Origin of the sequence: Lactococcus sp. AK05 (genome assembly GCF_041026685.1) — a bacterium.
GTDB lineage: Bacteria > Bacillota > Bacilli > Lactobacillales > Streptococcaceae > Lactococcus > Lactococcus lactis.
On record NZ_JBFTEI010000001.1, the window covers coordinates 142,391 to 162,588 of the forward strand.

General features: G+C 36.2%; 13 protein-coding genes. 9 read left to right on the top strand and 4 right to left on the bottom strand.

The window, feature by feature from the left end:
* Positions 1 to 149: 149 nt before the first annotated feature.
* On the top strand, positions 150 to 1,823 hold the full coding sequence (locus tag AB6B24_RS00740) for a polysaccharide biosynthesis protein (protein ID WP_010906146.1): 1,674 nt from the start codon (positions 150 to 152) through the stop codon (positions 1,821 to 1,823).
* 68 nt (positions 1,824 to 1,891) lie between these two features.
* Positions 1,892 to 2,197, top strand: a complete 306-nt coding sequence (locus AB6B24_RS00745; protein WP_003130332.1) for an MGMT family protein — start codon at positions 1,892 to 1,894, stop codon at positions 2,195 to 2,197.
* 53 nt (positions 2,198 to 2,250) lie between these two features.
* Here AB6B24_RS00745 and pepO read toward each other — a convergent pair whose 3' ends face one another.
* The 4 genes from pepO to AB6B24_RS00765 form a co-directional block, all read right to left on the bottom strand.
* Positions 2,251 to 4,134 carry an endopeptidase PepO gene (gene pepO, locus AB6B24_RS00750; RefSeq protein ID WP_332529225.1) on the bottom strand — a complete coding sequence of 628 codons (1,884 nt, stop codon included), beginning with the start codon at positions 4,132 to 4,134 and terminating at the stop codon, positions 2,251 to 2,253.
* A gap of 102 nt (positions 4,135 to 4,236) precedes the next feature.
* Positions 4,237 to 5,631 (bottom strand): XcbB/CpsF family capsular polysaccharide biosynthesis protein, encoded by a 1,395-nt coding sequence (locus AB6B24_RS00755; RefSeq protein ID WP_311802966.1) that lies wholly within the window; start codon positions 5,629 to 5,631, stop codon positions 4,237 to 4,239.
* A gap of 39 nt (positions 5,632 to 5,670) precedes the next feature.
* Positions 5,671 to 7,542 carry a GW dipeptide domain-containing protein gene (locus tag AB6B24_RS00760; protein WP_311802965.1) on the bottom strand — a complete coding sequence of 624 codons (1,872 nt, stop codon included), beginning with the start codon at positions 7,540 to 7,542 and terminating at the stop codon, positions 5,671 to 5,673.
* 100 nt (positions 7,543 to 7,642) lie between these two features.
* Complete coding sequence (locus AB6B24_RS00765) at positions 7,643 to 8,317, bottom strand: helix-turn-helix transcriptional regulator (RefSeq protein WP_017864929.1); 675 nt, start codon at positions 8,315 to 8,317, stop codon at positions 7,643 to 7,645.
* A gap of 233 nt (positions 8,318 to 8,550) precedes the next feature.
* On the opposite strand from AB6B24_RS00765, the gene AB6B24_RS00770 reads away from it, so the two are divergent.
* From AB6B24_RS00770 to AB6B24_RS00800, 7 genes are all read left to right on the top strand, one after another.
* Positions 8,551 to 9,159, top strand: a complete 609-nt coding sequence (locus AB6B24_RS00770) for a transcriptional regulator (protein WP_311802964.1) — start codon at positions 8,551 to 8,553, stop codon at positions 9,157 to 9,159.
* 265 nt (positions 9,160 to 9,424) lie between these two features.
* The gene (rpoB, locus tag AB6B24_RS00775; protein ID WP_038601867.1) at positions 9,425 to 13,015 is read left to right on the top strand and encodes a DNA-directed RNA polymerase subunit beta; all 3,591 of its coding nucleotides are present in this window, start codon (positions 9,425 to 9,427) and stop codon (positions 13,013 to 13,015) included.
* 108 nt (positions 13,016 to 13,123) lie between these two features.
* Positions 13,124 to 16,747 carry a DNA-directed RNA polymerase subunit beta' gene (rpoC, locus tag AB6B24_RS00780; protein WP_012898360.1) on the top strand — a complete coding sequence of 1,208 codons (3,624 nt, stop codon included), beginning with the start codon at positions 13,124 to 13,126 and terminating at the stop codon, positions 16,745 to 16,747.
* A 144-nt stretch (positions 16,748 to 16,891) separates the two neighbouring features.
* Positions 16,892 to 17,800, top strand: coding sequence for a diacylglycerol kinase family protein (locus tag AB6B24_RS00785; protein WP_003130548.1), 909 nt, complete (start codon positions 16,892 to 16,894; stop codon positions 17,798 to 17,800).
* Between the two features lie 146 nt (positions 17,801 to 17,946).
* Complete coding sequence (locus AB6B24_RS00790; protein WP_004255158.1) at positions 17,947 to 18,633, top strand: amino acid ABC transporter permease; 687 nt, start codon at positions 17,947 to 17,949, stop codon at positions 18,631 to 18,633.
* The gene (locus tag AB6B24_RS00795; protein WP_058205201.1) at positions 18,633 to 19,367 is read left to right on the top strand and encodes an amino acid ABC transporter ATP-binding protein; all 735 of its coding nucleotides are present in this window, start codon (positions 18,633 to 18,635) and stop codon (positions 19,365 to 19,367) included. Before AB6B24_RS00790 ends, AB6B24_RS00795 begins: the two co-directional genes overlap by 1 nt.
* A 129-nt stretch (positions 19,368 to 19,496) precedes the next feature.
* Positions 19,497 to 20,198: an adaptor protein MecA gene (locus AB6B24_RS00800; protein WP_004255173.1), complete on the top strand. Its 702-nt coding sequence runs from the start codon at positions 19,497 to 19,499 to the stop codon at positions 20,196 to 20,198.

Sequence of the window (20,198 nt, forward strand, 5' to 3'; positions counted from 1 at the left end):
AAAAAATCCCATTACCCTATATTATAGCACAAGCCAAGAGCTGGTGCATGTCCCATTTGTTTATAGATGGTAATAGATGACATCGTGAATTAATGATCTAAAACCATTCTTTTATTGTCAAAATACAGAACTTAGGGTAAAATGGAACAATGGAAGATTCAGAAAAAATAATGAATACAGGTCAGCAGTCACCAAAAACGGCTGCAAAATCAAAAGATCAGATGCTCTCTGGTGCTGCTTGGCGGACTGGTGCGGACATGATTGGGAAAATACTAGGGGTAATTTATATTATTCCTTGGTATGCTTGGATGGGGCGTTTTGGTAATGAGGCCAACTCCCTCTTTAGTATGGGTTATAATATCTATGCTCTTTTCCTATTGATTTCAACAGTGGGGATTCCGGCGGCAATTGCGCGTGAAGTGGCTCGCTATAATACATTAGATGACCCTAACATGGCTTACCGGCTCGTTCGGCAAATGCTCGGAGTGATGCTGGTTCTTGGAATTGTTGCGTCAGGGCTCATGTTCTTTCTTGCAGGTCCACTCTCAGCCCTTGTTGGAGGTAAGGATAGCGCAGATTTAATTCCAGTCATGAAAAGTTTAGCATTGGCTGTCTTGATTTTCCCATCGATGTCAGTTATTCGAGGATATTTCCAAGGTCTGAATCAGGTGAAAGCTTATGCTATGAGTCAGCTTTTGGAACAAATTGTTCGGGTCATTTGGATGCTAGCAGCAACTTTTGCTATCATGAAGTTAGGTTCGCACAATTGGCAAAATGCCGTGACACAATCTACCTTGGCTGCTTTTATTGGGATGTTAGGTTCCTACGCTGTATTATTCTATTACTTACAGAAATCAGGAAATCTTAATAAATTAATTAATCCTGGTCCTGTAAAATCTAAAATTAATGCTTTAGAAATTTTTAGATCAACATTACACACAGCCATTCCATTTATTGTCATTGGTTCAGCTATTCAAATTTTTAAAATTATTGATAACTCAACCTTTATGAATATGATGCCTTGGGTAACAAACTATAGTCATAATGAATTGCTTGTTCTGATGAGTTATTTCTCAGCAAATACTGATAAATTAACGATGGTCTTGTTGGGTGTCGCATTGACGCTTGGTTCTGTTTCAGACCCTCTGATTACAGAGCATTATGTTCAAGGAAATCGGCGTGAACTTGCAACGTTAGTAGGTTATAATTTCCAATTATACGTTGGTTTTATGCTTCCTGCCGTGATTGGAATGTCACTATTGACTAAACCGATTTATACAATTTTCTACCAAATTCCTTCTGGGTTACAAAGTAGTTTGTTTGTCTTTGCTATTTTACAAACCTTCTTGTTGGGACTTTATATGATTGTCTATCCTCCACTGACAGTAATGGACCATAAACGTTTGGCAATGCGAATCTTTACCTTGACTCTTGTCATTAAATTAGTTTTGCAAGTTCCAATGATACTTATTTTCCATACTTATGGACCTTTACTTGCGACCACTGTCTCATTCTTAGTTGGTGTTTTCTTATTCATTAGAAAACTACATGAGTTAACTCATTTTTCAATTAAGAATACAGTTCGCGGAATTCAAGGGGCAACTTTACTGACAGGATTTATGGCTATTGTGGTTATTATCGTTGAAATCATTTTAGGTTTTATTTTCGGTAAGAGCCCAGGTCGAATTGCCTCAGTATTTATTGCTGCCATTGCCGGAGGTGCAGGTTTTTATACTTATCTCTGGTTTGCTGCTAAACTTGGACTTCTAGAAAAATGGTTTGGTCCAAGAGGTTTGTCACTTCGTCGAAAATTACATATCTAATAAAAAATAAGTCTGTCAGTAAAAAAGTTACTGACAGACTTATTAATAAGAGCTAAAAAGGATAATAAATGGCAGAAATTACCGAAAATACAAAAAAGATTTTAGAAGTTATTCTAAATTTAAAAGAGGGGCAGGTCATGAGTTATCGAGATGTGGGAGCTTTAGCTGGATTACCAAATGGTGCACGGCAGGTTTCTAGAATTTTGCATTCGATGTCTAAAAAATATGAACTACCATGGTGGCGTGTAGTGCGTTCTGACAGAACAATTGGATTGCCAGAGCCTGCTAAAAGTGAGCAAATGGAACTTCTAAAAAAAGAGGGAATTTCTTTTACAGCTCAAGGGAAAATAATTATTGAAGATGAATTGCTCTAATAAATAAAAAGTACTTCTATATTTTAGAAGTACTTTTTGTATTCAATTAACTATTACCAAATTTTAAGACGATTTTCTGGTGCACGATACATCTTATCAGTTTCTTTAACATCAAAAGTTTCGTAAAACTCTTCGAGATTTGTTGGAGGAATATTGGCACGAAGTTTAGCGGGTGCATGAACATCCATTGACAAAAGCATTTGTTGGAATTCTTTACTTGCTTTCATGCGCCAAATCTTAGCCCACTGACTAAAGAATGCCTTCAAATCAACGTCTTTCTCATCTTTAGCTGCTGTCAGTGCCGCTGTAATTCCTCCTTGGTCAGCAATATTTTCTGACACAATGAGTTTTCCGTTTGCTGGACCAGCTTCGGTTTCTACGCCGTCAAAGAGTGCAATCATTTCTTTTTGCTTTTCTTCAAAAGCTTCATAATCTTTATCTAACCACCATTTGTTCAAATTTCCTTCTTTATCGAATTGGGCGCCGTTGTTATCGAACGCATGAGAAATTTCATGAGCAATGACTGCGCCGATTCCACCGTAATTTTGTGATGAAGATTGTTCAAGAGAGTAAAAAGGAGCTTGCAAAATTGCTGCTGGAAAAACAATTGTATTACTATCAGGACTATAATAAGCATTGACCATATGAGCAGGCATATGCCAGCTTGTTTTATCAACATCTTCTGAGAATTTTTCAAAAGTTCGAGCAGTCAAAATTTCATCGAATTTAAGGGCATCTTCATAGAGAGAGCCAGAAGTTGTTTTTAAACGACTATAAATTTCAGGCAATTTATCTGGGAAACCAATGAAAGGAGTAATAGCATCTAATTTTTCAATGGCTTTTTCAGCTGTTTCTTGACTAAGCCACTCATTTTTAGACAAACGCGCTTGGTAAACTTTAATCATCGCAGTGACCATCCGTTTGACATCGGCCTTAGCAGCTTCACCAAAATATTTTTTACCATAGAATAAACCAATCACTTGGCTAAAATAAGACTCAGTCAAATCAAGTTGATGTTTTTCTTGACTTCTTGCTTCTTGAACATTTGAAAGGAAACGTCCGTAAGCTCCACCAAGAATTCTAAGGTCTTCATTGAAGAAAGAAGTAGCGCCACGTGCAATTTTAGTCAGCATCCAAGCTTTAATGAGTGACCAATTTTCTTCATTGATAAGTGAATCAAATGATTCATAAAAACGATCTTCATAAACAATGACTTTATCAGGTTCAGTTTTTACTAAATCTTTAATTAAAGATTTTAAATCCAGGTTTTTAACTTTACTGACAAAGCTGTCAGTAGAAATTGGATGATAAAGTTCAGCATATTTTGCCCACTCTTCAGAAGTATTTGCTGACGGAACTAAAAGAGCATCGAATTTAAGGGCAGACTTTGCAATCTCTTCTGCATTTTCAACATCAAATGTCTTTAAAATTTCGCTTGTATTTTTAGCCCAAAAATCAAGTAATTCTTTTTTTCTAGGGTGTTCATCATTATAATAAGTGGTATCAGGTAAAATCAATCCCGGGCCAGAGAATCCAAGAGAATAGTGAATAGCATCTTTCATATCAGGTTCAACACTAAAAGAAAATGGAAGAGGTGCCTGTGAATGGAAAACGAGTTGAGTCAAATTATTTTTAAAATCTTCAAAAGTATTTAAAGTTTCAACTTTAGCAAGTTCATTTTTTACGGCAGAAAAATCCGCTTTTTCTCTTGCTTGCCAATCTCCTGCTTTATTATAAAATTTGATTGCTTCAAGCAATTCTGGATTATCAGTAGGTAGGTTTTGTGATAACTCAGCTAAATCTTTAGCCAAATTTTTCTCATTTTTTAGTACTAATTCATCAAAAGCTGAAATTCTTGGTTTGTCAGCAGGAATTTCTGCATTTTCTAACCAATCAGCATTAACAGTAGCGAATAAATCATCTTGAATCCTTGTCATATCGACCTCCTATTATGGATATTTTTTATATTATATCACTTTGATTATGCATTTTCAGCACCTTGATATAATTATTGACCTATTATATCTTGCTGGAATTTTTTATAAAAGTTGAATGTTAATATTAATAATATCTACTTCCCAATCTTTAACATAATCTTCCGAAAAAAGACTAATGAAACGGTAGCTGTCATCGCTAATAAATGTATAATATGCAAAGTAAGTTTCCTCTTTTTGTTCAATCATATTTCTGTTAATGAGCTGTTCCTTATTTTCGGTGCAAAGATATAATTTACCTAGAAAAAAAGATTTTTCGTTTCTTTTTAGTTCAAAACTTATTTTATATTTTGAGTTTTTTTTGAAAGATGTCTTGATAGAAAAATTTAATTTGTTCTCTTTATTATCTTCAACATTATATGAAGTTCGGACTACTTTTAAAGAATCATCTAGAATTTTAAAATAGAAAGTTCGACTTGTATCAGGAAGACGTACTGACCAATTCTCCCAATCAAATTGAAGTTCATCTTTTTCCAAGGTGATATCTACATCAATTAAAAGTTCGTTAAGGTAACGTAAAAGAATATTATAATTGTTCCATGCAAATGTACCATGACTATAAAAAGCATTACGGTTAAAAAGCATTTTGTAATTTAGATTAAGCAAAGTTATTTTTTCCAAATGTAATTTTTTTAAAAATGGATATGAACCAGTGACATTATCAGAAGTAATCAATTTTATTTTATTGGGAGTCAATAAGGTAGAGGCTAATAAATGATTATAGCGTTCTAGAAATGAAGTTGGGACTAAATCAAAAGAAAAAGTTGTGTCACAATTATCTTTAAATTCTTCCCAAAAGATAGAGCGATCAAGTAGAGGGTCTAAAAGAACCATAGGATAATCCCCCAAAAGTCCATGTAAGAATGCACCAACAGCTCCTCTACTTTCACCAACTAAAAAAATATTCTCTTTTTCGATATGATTTTCTTTTGCTATTTTTTTTATTAAATTCTGTACATTATCTTCGTAATCAGGAAAATTTACAGTGTTCTGAAAAAATGAACCTGTAATGAGATTAGTATCTGCAATTCTTAAAATAGAAGTATTATGTGGAACACGTTTCATTAAAGATGACCAGCGTTGATTGGGCCAAGCAAAATATCTCATTTCTGCATTAACTGTGAACTTATCTGATAAAGGTGGGAACCAAACGACTAATTTATCTGTTAAATCTCCATCCCAACAATTGGTCTTTTCAAACTGATAATAAACCCCTTTGTATTCCTTCATGTTTTTGTAAATAATATCTTCAATCGGTTTTAAAAGATATCCCTTCTCTTCATCATAACCGTCGAAAGTATAATTTTTTAGAGCATATTCTTTTATTTTTTCATAGTCTGAACTCTCAGGGAGCATAAAATTTTTTAATCCCATATTTTGTTCTTTTCCGGGAAAATTTTCTTTGCTTGGCCAAATATATTCTACTTGTCTTTCTTCCATTATTTTTCTCGATTCACTTTAAGAATTTAATTTTATTAATTAATCTAATGTTTGCCAACCTTCACGAATATTTGATATCACCTTCGGCCTTGGTTCAGGCGCATTTATTGAAGTTCCCACATAAGTCCAACCCAATTGCCGAATTAACTTGATAACTTTAATCTGAGCTGAGCTAATGTCTTTGTAATTGGCTATATTTCTATCGTCTGAGCCTGAAAACATTAAGTCTGAAGGCCCTGCAAAAGAATAATCAGCTAAAGTTCCATCGATATTATACTGTCCTGAATGCCCCAGACCCAAAGCATGACCTAATTCATGCATGATAATATCAGTGGCTTGGATATTATTTAATAAAGCTTCGGTGATGACGTTAGAAGAACCTGTATTATTCAAGGAAATCATTATCTTTGAATTTCCAATACGTGTGCCTGGAATTTCGTTGCCATTTGCATCAATATTATAATAATATCCTCGACTTGTTGATGCCCACAAGCCATCATTGAGAGGAGTTTCATTAAAATTCACATTTATATCTGTATCAGATTGAGAAGGAGTATCTGCAAAAATTCCCGGTAGAGCAGTATTCCATCTATTAATAGCATTTTGAATAGTTCCTGCTAAAGGGTCATCAGGAGCAACATACCATTTTATTGCACCATTGATTCCTGAACCCTTTAAACTTTCGTAGGCTGTTTTATTACCATCTGGTCCATAACTTAGTGCTCTTTTGTCAATCCAAAACCAATTAATACCGTCATTTGAAATAGATACCGCAGTAATAATCATTCCGTCAGTTCCCAGCAGTGTTTCTTCTTGGGAGGCGATATAATAGTTGCTTACTTGATTGAGAGAGTTGTCTATTGGTTGGTTGTAGTTTCCAAACTGACCACTAAATAAAGTATAGTTACTAGTGGTAGGTTTTATTGTTACAATACGACTTCCGTCACTTTGAAAATCTTGCCAATAACTATTATCATTAGTGTCGATTGTATACTTCTGTATTGAAGTTAAGGAGTATTGGTTGATTAAAGCCTGTTTGTCTATCCAGCATATATTTCCGTTATTAAGTTGAATTTGAACCCAACTTCCATGTGAAGAGGTGGCACTCTCTTGCAGTATTTTTACAACTTGTCCATCAAATTGTTTATCAGAACTACTGCCTAGTGACCAAATCGATTTGTCACTTGTCATTATAGGACCATCTTGATATAAATCGCTATTGATACCAGTTGCTTTAAAATTAATTTGTAAAGTACCTGCTAAAGTTTTGCTAGATAGGATTTTGTCGAAACTGTCTAAACTCAATCCAGCTTTGTCCATCCAATAACTTGTACCATCAGATAAATTTATAAATGCCCAAGTTACACCATTATTTGTCGTTTCTTCTTTGGAGACGTATACTTTCTGATTATTATAGTTTTTAACAAGCGTATTTGAAAAAATTGTATTATAAGTTGTAAAATAAGGACTTGGATAATATAAGCCATCAGAACGAGTAGCTTGATTTATTGTTGCAGGATAATCCACATTTTGAGAGGATATTATAGAATAATATCCATAAAGCGAAGTTCCGCTTTTATCTATCCAGTAAGCTGTATTATCCATAAAATGAATTTGTAACCAGGTCACATTATTCCCACTTGTAACTTCCTCGTTAGTTACATAAGCATATTGATTATCATAGTTCTTAGCTAGAGTGTTAGAAATGGAAGTTTCTAAATTAGTATAATATGGAGCAGAGATGTACAAACCGTCATTGCGGCTATTTTGTTGAATTTTTATAGGGTAATCAACTGTTTTTGTTGAAATTACAGTGTTATATGTCGTTGCTCCCCAAACTTTTTGCGGTGATAATATTAAACAGACACAAGCCACTAGACAGAGGGTAACAACTTTAATTAATGATTTCATAAGATTCTTCCTCAAAGTTTTTATCACTTTACTAAAAAAGCGCTGACGAATTCCATCAGCACTTTTTAACAGCAATTTGAAAATTAATGAAAACTCGTAATTAAATAGTTCTGAAACGATAAATTTTAGCAATTTTGCCAAAAAGTTCAGGGACTTCGGCAAGGCTTCCAGCATCACGGCTTAGACAAGTAAGCTTTTCATCTTTTACTGAAAGCTTGGCAAAATGGTCATGTTGCAACAAGAAATTATGGATCAGCTCTGCAAAATTTGCGTCAGTAAATTTTACAAAAAGTAAATCTCCATTACCAGGAGCTTCCGCATCTAAAGGACCCCCAACGAGTTCAAAAACTGCATCGTAATCATCAGGAAGTTGCTTTGTGAGCAGTTTGATTGTTTTGCGGCTTTCTTGTAGCGCCCAAGTATTGTCGCCACAAAATACAAATTGTTCAGTACTCAAAGAAATAGGCTCTCTTTCAAGAAGTTCAAGCTCATCAATTCGATTTTGAATATAATTTAGCAAGTTTTGTTTATTATCTAATGTAAGATATTCAAACAAAAGCTTTGCCTTATTATAACTGTACTTGTCATCTTTACCAAGAAGGTATTCAGTTGTGACATTAAAATAATCAGCAATTTCTGTCAATCTTTTGGCAGAAGGTTCTTTTCCCAAGCGATAATTAGCAAGGGCGTTTCTGGGATATCTCAACTCTCTTTCGACCTGGTTGAAAGATTTCTGAGAATCAATAACTAAAGTTTTTAGACGGTCATAGAACATTAAAATCACCTCAACATGTATTGAATAAATATTTTTAATATTTGTAACAAATACATTATATCATATAGTTATTAGATATAAAATACCTAAAAATTAAAAATATAGCAATATTTAAGTTAAAAAATTAATTGTTGCAAATTATATAACAAAATTGACATCTATAACGTTATATGGTATCATAAAAGTAATCATAGGAATACTCAATATGCTTTTTGAGAAGAGAAAGGGAAAAATTGAAAGAAATTTATGACAAAATCCAAGACATAAATATTATTTTGAAAAGATCATTTATTGACCTTGGAAAACCACTAGCTTATCAAGAGGTGGTAGAGAAAAGTGCCAAAGTTTTAGAGTCTAGCCTTTTTATCATAGATACCAAACGAAAATGTTTAGGTTATGGTTTTACTGACTCTGATAATTCTTATCAGGATGATATAGACCTCCAAAATTTTTTCATTTATCAAAAAATATCAAAAGATATCTCCAGTCAACTATTAAATCACTACGAAATGAGCGCAAGCCTACCAATGGCCCAATCAATTTTAGAACCAGTGAAAGAAATTTCGAGCAAATTTCCAAATAAATTTCTCACTTTCTTACCTATAGAAGGAAATCATTTGAGATTGGGAACTCTTTTTCTACTGACGAATTCTCCTCTGGAAGAAGAAAAGAGAATATTGGTAGATTTTTTATCAACATTTATAGGGAATCAAATGTCTTATATCATGTTGGCAGAATTGGAAGGGCAAAGACGAAATGAAACCTTTGTTTCTTTAGTTCAATCATTATCTCGTTCAGAATTAGAAGCATTTAAAAGCATCATTGAAAAAATAAACCGTTAAACTAGAAAAAGCTTGAAAATTTTCATATAAAATAGTATAATAGAAATAATGGTTTGTCAGCAAAATCTGTGGGATATATTGTCCCCATAGGCTTTGTAAGCAACGAAACACTACTGTTTTCGTTGCTTTTTTGGCGTCTTTTATATTGAATAAACCAGAAAAGTTATAAAAAAGACAAACTACAGACTTTTCGGTTTTTTTAATTAAAAATTCATCAAAAACACAGACTTTTTTAATCAAATCTAAAAAATAGAGGAGAAAACACTTGGCAGGACATGACGTAAAATACGGTAAACACCGTACAAGACGCAGTTTTTCACGTATTAAAGAAGTAATCGGTTTGCCAAACCTCATCGAAGTTCAAACATTAAGTTATAAAAACTTCCTCGATGAAGGTCTTGCAAATGTCTTCAAAGAAATGTTTCCAATCGACAACTTTGCGGGTACAATGGAACTCGAATTTGTTGGTTATGAAATGAAAACCCCAAAATACACTGTTGAAGAAGCTCGCGCACATGACGCAAACTATTCAGCACCTATCTATGTAACCTTCCGTCTTGTAAATAAAGAAACTGGTGAATTAAAAACACAAGAAGTCTTCTTTGGTGACTTCCCACTCATGACTGAAATGGGGACATTTATCAATAACGGTTCAGAACGTTTGATCGTTAGCCAATTGGTACGTAGTCCTGGTTCATACTTCCATCTTAAAGCTGATAAAAACGGTCTTGAAAGTTTTGGACATACAACAATTCCTAACCGTGGAGCTTGGTTTGAGTTAGATACAGATGCTAAAGGCATTGGTTATGTTCGTATTGACCGTACACGTAAATTAACTTTTACAACTATGCTTCGTGCGCTTGGATTTGGTTCAGATGAAGAAATCCTTGAATTGTTGGGAGAAACTCAACTTTTAACAGACACTATTGCAAAAGATGTTCATAAAAACCCAGCTGACACTCGTGTAGAAGAAGCGCTCAAAGACATCTATGACCGCTTGCGTCCAGGAGAACCTAAAACAGCAGATAGCTCACGTGGCTTGCTTGTTGCTCGTTTCTTCGATCCAAAACGTTATGACTTTGCGCCTGTTGGACGTTACAAATTTAACAAGAAATTAGCGCTTAAAAATCGTTTGCTTGGATTGACCTTGGCTGAACCAATTGTAGACCCAGAAACTGGTGAAATTCTTGTTAATACAGATACTCTTGTTACTCGTGATGTGCTTGATTTAATCGAACCATTGCTTGATAACGGTCTTGGAAACTTTGTTGTTGAACCATCTGACGACGCTGTAATTCCAGAACCAATTACTTTGCAAAGTATCAAAGTTTATTCACCTAAAGATCCAGAACGTGTTGTTACATTGCTCTCAAATGGTAATCCTGATGCAGAATGCCGTGTCTTGACACCAGCCGATGTGATTTCAAATATTAGCTACTGGCTTGGTCTTGCTGAAGGAATTGGTAAAGTAGACGATATTGACCACTTAGGTAACCGTCGTATCCGTTCAGTAGGTGAATTGCTTCAAAACCAAGTACGTATCGGACTTTCACGTATGGAACGTGTTATTCGCGAACGTATGTCATCTTCAGAAAATGAAAACATCACACCACAAGGTTTGATTAACATTCGTCCTGTGACAGCTTCAATTAAAGAATTCTTTGGTTCATCACAATTGTCACAATTTATGGACCAACACAATCCTTTATCTGAGCTTTCACACAAACGTCGTTTTTCTGCCTTAGGACCTGGTGGTATCTCACGTGACCGTGCTTCATATGAAGTACGTGACGTTCACTATACTCACTATGGCCGTATGTGTCCTATTGAAACACCTGAAGGACCAAACATCGGTTTGATTAACAACTTGTCATCATATGCCAAAGTAAACGAATATGGTTTCATCATGTCACCATACCGTCGTGTTGACCGTGTGAACGGTGTGGTTACTGACGAAGTTGAATATTTAACTGCCGATGAAGAAGACAACTATACTGTTGCCCAAGCAAACTCACCATTGACTGAAGATAGCCGCTTTGCTAACGAAACAGTTATGGCTCGTCATACTGGTAACAATATTGAAGTTGAAGCTTCAACAGCAGACTATATGGACGTTTCACCTAAACAGGTTATCGCCGTTGCTGCTGCATGTATTCCATTCTTGGAAAACGATGACTCCAACCGTGCCCTCATGGGTGCCAACATGCAACGTCAAGCAGTTCCATTGATTGACCCACATGCACCTTGGATTGGTACTGGTATGGAACATCAAACTGCTCGTGACTCAGGTGCTGCACTTCTTGCAAAACATGCTGGTGTTGTTGAGTATGTTGATGGTAATGAAATTCGTGTTCGCCGTACTTCTGGTGAACTTGATATTTACAATATTACAAAATATCGTCGTTCAAACTCAGGAACTTCGTATAACCAACGCCCATTGGCTCGACTTGGAGAAAAAGTTGAGAAAGGGGACATTATTGCTGATGGACCTTCTATGGAAAATGGAGAAATGGCCCTTGGTCAAAATCCACTTGTTGCTTATATGACTTGGGAAGGTTATAACTTCGAGGATGCGGTAATCATGTCAGAACGTTTGATTAAAGACGACGTTTATACATCAATTGCCATCGAAGAATATGAATCAGAAACACGCGATACAAAACTTGGCCCTGAAGAAATTACTCGTGAAATTCCAAACGTTGGGGATGAAGCGCTCAAAAACCTTGATGAATCAGGAATTATCCGTATTGGTGCTGAAGTTAAAGATGGCGACTTGCTTGTTGGTAAAGTAACTCCTAAAGGTGAAACTGATCCAACACCAGAAGAACGTTTGCTTCGTGCAATCTTTGGTGAAAAAGCTCGTGAAGTTCGTGATACATCACTTCGTGTTCCTCACGGAGGTGGCGGTATTGTTCATGACGTTCGTGTATTTACACGCGAAAATGGTGATGAATTGCCATCAGGTGTGAATAAACTTGTTCGTGTCTTCATCGCTCAAAAACGTAAGATTCACGTTGGGGATAAAATGGCCGGACGTCATGGTAATAAAGGGGTTGTTTCAAACATCGTTCCAATGGAAGATATGCCTTACTTACCAGATGGAACACCTATTGATATCATGTTGAACCCACTTGGGGTACCATCACGTATGAATATCGGACAAGTTATGGAGCTCCATTTAGGTATGGCTGCTCGTACACTTGGAATTCACATTGCAACTCCAGTGTTTGATGGAGCATCTGATGAAGATATCTGGGATACCGTTAAAGAAGCTGGAATGGCTGATGATGCGAAAACAGTCCTTTATGACGGACGTACTGGTGAACCATTTGATAACCGAATTTCAGTCGGTGTCATGTATATGATTAAACTTCACCACATGGTTGATGATAAACTCCATGCTCGTTCAGTTGGTCCTTACTCACTCGTTACACAACAACCGCTCGGTGGTAAAGCGCAGTTCGGTGGACAACGTTTTGGGGAAATGGAAGTTTGGGCACTTGAAGCCTATGGTGCTGCCAATGTTCTTCAAGAAATCTTGACTTACAAATCAGATGACGTGATTGGACGTACGCGCGCTTATGAAGCTATTGTTAAAGGTGAACGTATTCCTAAACCAGGTCTTCCTGAATCATTCCGCGTATTGGTTAAAGAGTTACAATCACTTGGTCTTGATATGAAAGTCCTTGATGCTGACCGTAATGTTCTTGACTTACGTGAATTGGATGAAGATGAAGTAATGACTCGTCCAGATAATACAGAAATTACTCCTGAAATGCTTGAAGCACAGGAAGCTATTGTTGCACAAGCAGAAGCTGAAGAAGAAGCTTTGATTAACGCTGATACTGAAAAATAAGATTTTGTAATTAATATTTTGAGATAGATTTACTGACAAAAATTTCTGTCAGTAAATCTCTAATCTCATAATCGTCTAGCGTTAAATTTATTAGAAGTGGAGAAAGAATTGGTTGATGTAAATAAATTTGAGAGTATGCGTATTGGTATCGCATCTCCACAAAAAATTCGTTACTGGTCATTCGGTGAAGTTAAAAAACCAGAAACAATTAACTATCGTACACAAAAACCTGAACGTGAAGGACTCTTTGATGAACGTATTTTCGGTCCTCAAAAAGACTGGGAATGTGCTTGTGGAAAACTTAAAGGTGTTTTCTACAAAAATCAAGTCTGTGAACTTTGTGGTGTTCAAGTAACAACTGCAAAATCACGTCGTGAACGTATGGGACATATTGAGCTTGCTGCTCCAATTTCACACATTTGGTACTTCAAAGGAATTCCATCACGTATGGGACTTGCTCTTGATATGAGTCCACGTGCACTTGAAGAAGTGATTTACTTTGCAAGTTATGTTGTGATTGATCCTAAAGAAACTGATCTTGAGAAGAAACAACTCTTGACTGAACGTGAATATCGTGAACAACTTTTGAAAAATGGTTTTGGTTCATTCGTTGCAAAAATGGGTGCTGAAGCGATTCAAGATTTGTTGAACGATGTTGATATTGATAAAGAAGTTTCTGAACTCAAAGAAGAGCTCAAAACAGTTACTGGACAACGTCGTGTAAAAATTATTCGTCGTTTGGACGTTTTGTCAGCTTTCAGAAAATCAGGAAATGCTTTATCTTGGATGGTCTTAAACGTATTACCAGTTATTCCACCAGATTTGCGTCCAATGGTTCAATTGGATGGTGGGCGTTTTGCCACATCTGACTTGAATGACTTATACCGTCGTGTTATTAACCGTAATAACCGTTTGAAACGTTTGATGGAACTTAATGCTCCAAATATTATCGTTCAAAATGAAAAACGGATGCTTCAAGAAGCTGTTGATACTTTGATTGACAATGGTCGTCGTGGTCGTCCAATCACTGGTGCTGGTAACCGCCCATTGAAATCTCTTTCACACATGTTGAAAGGGAAACAAGGACGTTTCCGTCAAAACTTGCTTGGTAAACGTGTTGACTATTCTGGACGTTCAGTTATCGCTGTAGGTCCAACACTCAAAATGTACCAATGTGGTGTTCCGCGTGAAATGGCGATTGAGTTGTTCAAACCATTCGTAATGGCTCAACTTGTTAAGAAAGAATTGGCTGCTAATATTCGTGCGGCTAAACGTAAAGTTGAACGTCAAGATTCTGATGTTTGGGATGTACTTGAAACAGTTGTTAAAGAACACCCTGTTCTTCTTAACCGCGCACCTACGCTTCACCGTTTAGGTATTCAAGCTTTTGAACCAGTCTTAATTGATGGTAAAGCCATCCGTCTTCACCCACTTGCTTGTGAAGCCTACAACGCCGACTTTGACGGTGACCAAATGGCCATTCACTTGCCATTGTCTGAAGAAGCACAAGCTGAAGCACGTCTTTTGATGCTTGCTGCTGAACATATCTTGAACCCTAAAGATGGTAAACCAGTCGTTACACCATCTCAAGATATGGTCCTTGGTAACTACTACCTTACTATGGAAGAAAAAGGTCGTGAAGGCGAAGGAATGATTTTTGCAACTCCTGAAGAAGTTGAAATTGCAATGCGTAATGGTTATGTACATTTACATACTCGTATCGGTATCGCAACAAAATCACTCAACAAACCTTGGACAGAAAACCAAAAAGATAAAATCTTGGTAACCACTGTTGGTAAAGTTATTTTCAACTCAATCATTCCTGAAGGAATGCCTTACTTGAACGAACCAACTGATGTTAACTTGACAACTTCAACTGATGACCGTTTCTTTATGGATGCTGGTCAAGATATCAAAGAAGTTTTGGCTGGAATTGATACTGTTCGTCCATTCAAAAAAGGATATCTTGGAAATATCATCGCTGAAGTCTTCAAACGTTACCGTACAACAGCTACATCTGAGTACCTTGACCGCTTGAAAGACCTTGGTTACCACCAATCTACTTTGGCTGGTTTGACTGTGGGTATCGCCGATATCCCTGTTGTTGAAGATAAACATGAAATCATCGATGCTGCACACAAACGTGTGGAACAAATCACTAAACAATTCCGTCGTGGTTTGATTACTGATGATGAACGTTATAACGCTGTTACAGGTGTTTGGCGTGATGCAAAAGAAGCCCTTGAAAAACGATTGATTGATGAACAAGATTTGACAAACCCAATCGTTATGATGATGGACTCTGGAGCCCGTGGTAACATCTCTAACTTCTCTCAACTTGCTGGTATGCGTGGTTTGATGGCCGCTCCTAATGGTAAAATCATGGAATTGCCTATCATCTCAAACTTCCGTGAGGGTCTTTCTGTCTTGGAAATGTTCTTCTCAACTCACGGTGCCCGTAAAGGGATGACCGATACGGCCCTTAAGACAGCCGACTCTGGTTATCTTACTCGTCGTTTGGTTGACGTTGCCCAAGATGTTATCATTCGTGAAGACGACTGTGGAACTGACCGTGGACTTGTAATTTCTGATATTGCTACTGGTAAAGAAATGGTTGAACCACTCTTTGAACGTTTGGTAGGTCGTTATACTCGTAAGTCAGTGCTTCATCCAGAAACTGGTGAAATGATTATTGCTGACGACACTTTGATTTCTGAAGATGTTGCCCGTAAAATTATTGATGCTGGTGTTAAAGAAGTAACTATCCGTTCAGTATTTACATGTAAAACGCCACATGGTGTATGTAAACATTGTTATGGTATCAACTTGGCAACAGGTGATGCTGTTGAAGTTGGTGAAGCTGTTGGTACAATCGCCGCTCAATCAATCGGTGAACCTGGTACTCAGTTGACAATGCGTACATTCCACACGGGTGGTGTTGCGTCAAGTTCAGATATCACTCAAGGTTTGCCTCGTGTTCAAGAAATCTTTGAAGCACGTAACCCTAAAGGGGAGGCAATCATCACTGAAGTAACTGGTACAGTTGAATCAATCGTTGAAGATCCTGCTACACGTACTCGTGAAATTACTGTTAAAGGTAAAACAGACACTCGTAGCTACACTGTAGGTATGGCTGATGTCTTGATGGTTGAAGAAGGTGAATTTATTCACCGTGGTGCACCTTTGATTCAAGGTTCTATCGAACCTAAACACTTGCTTCAAGTTCGTGATGCTTTGTCAGTTGAAACTTACTTGCTCGGTGAAGTACAAAAAACTTACCGTTCACAAGGGGTTGAAATTGGTGACAAACACATCGAGGTAATGGTTCGCCAAATGCTTCGTAAAGTTCGTGTCATGGATAATGGTTCAACTGATATCCTTCCAGGTACTTTGATGGATATTTCTGACTTTGAAGCTTTGAATGAAACTGCACTCTTGAATGGTGAAATGCCTGCAACTGGTCGTCCAGTCTTGATGGGTATTACTAAAGCCTCTCTTGAAACAAATTCATTCTTGTCAGCTGCATCATTCCAAGAAACAACTCGTGTCCTTACTGATGCCGCAATTCGTGGTAAAGAAGATCACTTGCTTGGTTTGAAAGAAAATGTTATTATCGGTAAGATTATTCCTGCTGGTACAGGTATGTTCCGTTACCGTAACATTGAACCTTTAGCTGATTTAACAAATGCTCCAGAAGTAGAAGAAGTTGAAACAGAAACTGTGGAAAACTAATTTTAAATCTAGAAAATAAATAAAAATTACTGACAGAATTTCTGTCAGTAATTTTTTTATTTTTGTCAGTAACTTTTTTTATTAAATTTACTGACAAAATCATTAAAAACATAAAATCTCTGTCATTTTTGGTAAAATAATTCTATGACTTATTATCTCCTTGCAAATCCCAATTCTGGTGCAGGTAAAGGTGCTCGGACTTTGGAGACTTTGATTCCATATTTGGAAAAAAATAATTATGAATATCGACTTTTTAAAACTAAAGCTGCTGGAGAAGAAGGCGCTTTGGTCAGACAAATATTAGACCTTAAAAATCCGGATGACCACTTAGTTATTATTGGTGGGGATGGTACCATTTCACTTGTCATTAATGAACTTCCAGAAGAAGAGGCCTTTTCTTATATTCCTTCAGGTTCTGGCAATGATTTCGCCAGAAGCTTAAAGTTGAAACTTGACCCAATTGAATCTTTTGAAGCTGCTCGTAGAGGAATTAATCATGAGATTTTTATCATGAATTATCAATCTAAAGGATTGAGTGGCTATGCACTAAATAATATTGGAATTGGTTTAGATGCAACTATCGTGAAATCTGCCAATGAAGGAAAGCTTAAACAAGTGCTTAACAAATTGAAATTGGGAAGTTTTTCATATATTTTGACTGCCTTGCACGTTTTGATAACTAAAAAACCATTTCCAGCTTTAATTGAAGTAGAAAATCAAGAAATTTCACTAGAAAATGCCTTTCTGATGACTTTTACCAAACATCCATACTTTGGAGGTGGAGTAAAAATTTCTCCTGAGGCTACCAATGAAAATGCAGATATTCACCTTGTTGAATATAATAAACATCATTTATTACGGACTTTTTCATTAATTCCAAGTGTTCTTCGTGGAATGCATTTAAAACATCCCTTATTTTTACACCGAGTGAGTCCTCAGTTTTCCGTAGAATTAGCAGAAAGTCAACCAGTCCAAATTGATGGAGAAATTCATGAGTTAGTTGCTGCTGACAGACTTTCAATCAGTACTGAAAGAAGAATGATTATTTACTGACAGAATAAAAAACTCCAATTATGGAGTTTTTATTTATTATTAATTAATTATTATACATTAATTGTTGTATTTTTATACTTTTTATATTATAATTATGCTATTGTTTTTTTATAAAAATAGAAATTATAAAACAGAAAAGAGAAAATATGAACTTTGATTTTTTACCGAAATATCTGCCCTATTTTAATGACGGGATGATTGTCACAATTTTGATTTCAGCTTTCGTGGTTTTGATTGGAACACTCTTAGGGATTGTCACAGCCCTTGCCAAGATTTCTAAAATTGCTCCTTTGCGCTGGTTGGCAAATATCTATATTGAAATTTTCCGTGGAACACCAATGCTCGTTCAAATTATGCTTGGTTTTGGCTTAATGGGAAGTCTATCTTTACCAACCTTTCAAGTTGGGATTTTACAACAAGATTTGGGGCGCTTGATTCCAGGGATTATTGTAATCTCATTGAATTCGGGGGCTTATATGGCGGAAATTGTCCGGGCTGGAATTGAAGCCGTTCCTCTTGGTCAAAAAGAAGCAGCCTATTCATTAGGAATTCGCCCAAGACAAGCGATGGCAACCGTTATTTTACCTCAGGCTTTGAGAAACATTCTACCAGCCGTCGGCAATGAATTTGTGACAATTATCAAGGATAGCTCGCTTCTTTATACAATTGGAGTAATGGAAGTTTTCAATGGTGCACAAACAGTAGCAAATTTGACTTATCAAACCATTAGCCCGATGTTATTTGTAGCTCTCTACTATTTTGTAGTTACTTTTGTTGTCAGTCGCTTACTTGTTTTATTTGAAAAGAAACTCGGGAAAGGATATGCAAAATAATGAATGAATATTTAATCGAAATAAAAAATCTGCATAAATATTTTGGAAAAAATGAAGTCTTAAAAGGACTTGATATCCAAATAAAAAAAGGTGAAGTCGTTGTGATGATTGGACCCTCTGGTTCTGGGAAATCAACTTTTTTAAGAACGATGAACTTATTAGAAAAACCAACAGATGGTCAAGTCTATTTTGAAGGAGTTAATATTGCTGATAAATCAGTGGATGTCTTCAAACACCGAGAAAAAATGGGGATGGTTTTTCAACAATTTAATCTATTTCCTAATATGACAGTCCTTGAAAATCTATGTTTGGCTCCAGTTAAAACGGGTAAAATGACCAAAGAAGAAGCTAAAAAAACGGCTGAAAATTTACTTCAAAGAGTTGGACTCTCAGATAAAGCAGAGGCTTATCCACAAGCATTGTCAGGTGGGCAACAACAAAGGGTAGCTATTGCTCGTGCTTTAGCCATGAACCCAGATGTGATGCTTTTTGATGAACCAACGTCAGCGCTTGACCCTGAAATGGTTGGTGAAGTTTTAGCCGTGATGCAAGAACTTGCCAAAGAAGGCATGACAATGGTTGTTGTAACTCATGAAATGGGATTTGCTAAAACAGTTGCTGACAGAGTTTTGTTCATGGCTGACGGAACAATTGTTGAGCAAGGAAAACCGGCACAAGTTTTTGATTCTCCAAAAGAAAAAAGAACACAAGACTTTTTAGCAAAGGTCCTATAATTTAAAAGCTTATAGTTAAAGAGAATATCAAAAAAACGGCATGTCTGCTGTTTTTTTTCTGGTCTGTGGTATAATACTAATAAGACTGGTAAAGTGATAGAAGACAAATTATAGAAAAGAGAAAACAAAATGAAATATGAGGATATAAACGAAAATACTATAAAAATCACCTTGTCTTTTGATGATTTGACAGATTATGACATCAAATTATCAGACTTTTTCGGAAATCAAGAAGTCATTGAACAATTTTTCTATGAATTGGTTGATGAGCTTGGTTTAGAAAATCGCTTTGGAAATGTGGGAATGTTAACTTTCCAAATCCAACCTTTTCCTCAAGGTGTTCATATGATTGTTCATGAAGAAGCGATGCTAGGTGAAGGTGGAGAAATACCAGATGACCCAGAAGAGTTTGAAGAATTGATGACTGGTTTTTATAATAAATTAAATGAAATAGGGGCAGATATGGCGCGCGAGCGAGGAATTACTGATTTTAAACCTGGGCTTGGTTTACCAGGAACAAAAAAAGATGAAGCTGAACAAGAGCCAGATTTTATTTATTACTCTATTCGTTATGAGGATATTATGTCTGTCTTAACAGGAATAAAAAATGTGAAGTTTGCTGATGAAGAATCAGAGTTTTATCGTTATGATGGCAATTTTTATCTTGTTGTTTTGGATAATCAAAAAGAAAAAGGCAAGATGCATGTTGAAAGTACCCGTTCACGAATGATGGAATATGGGGAAGCAACAAAAATGAGTCGAGAATTTTTGCAGGAGTATGGTGAATGTCTTATTGCGACACGTGCTTTAGATGTTCTTAGAAAAATCTAA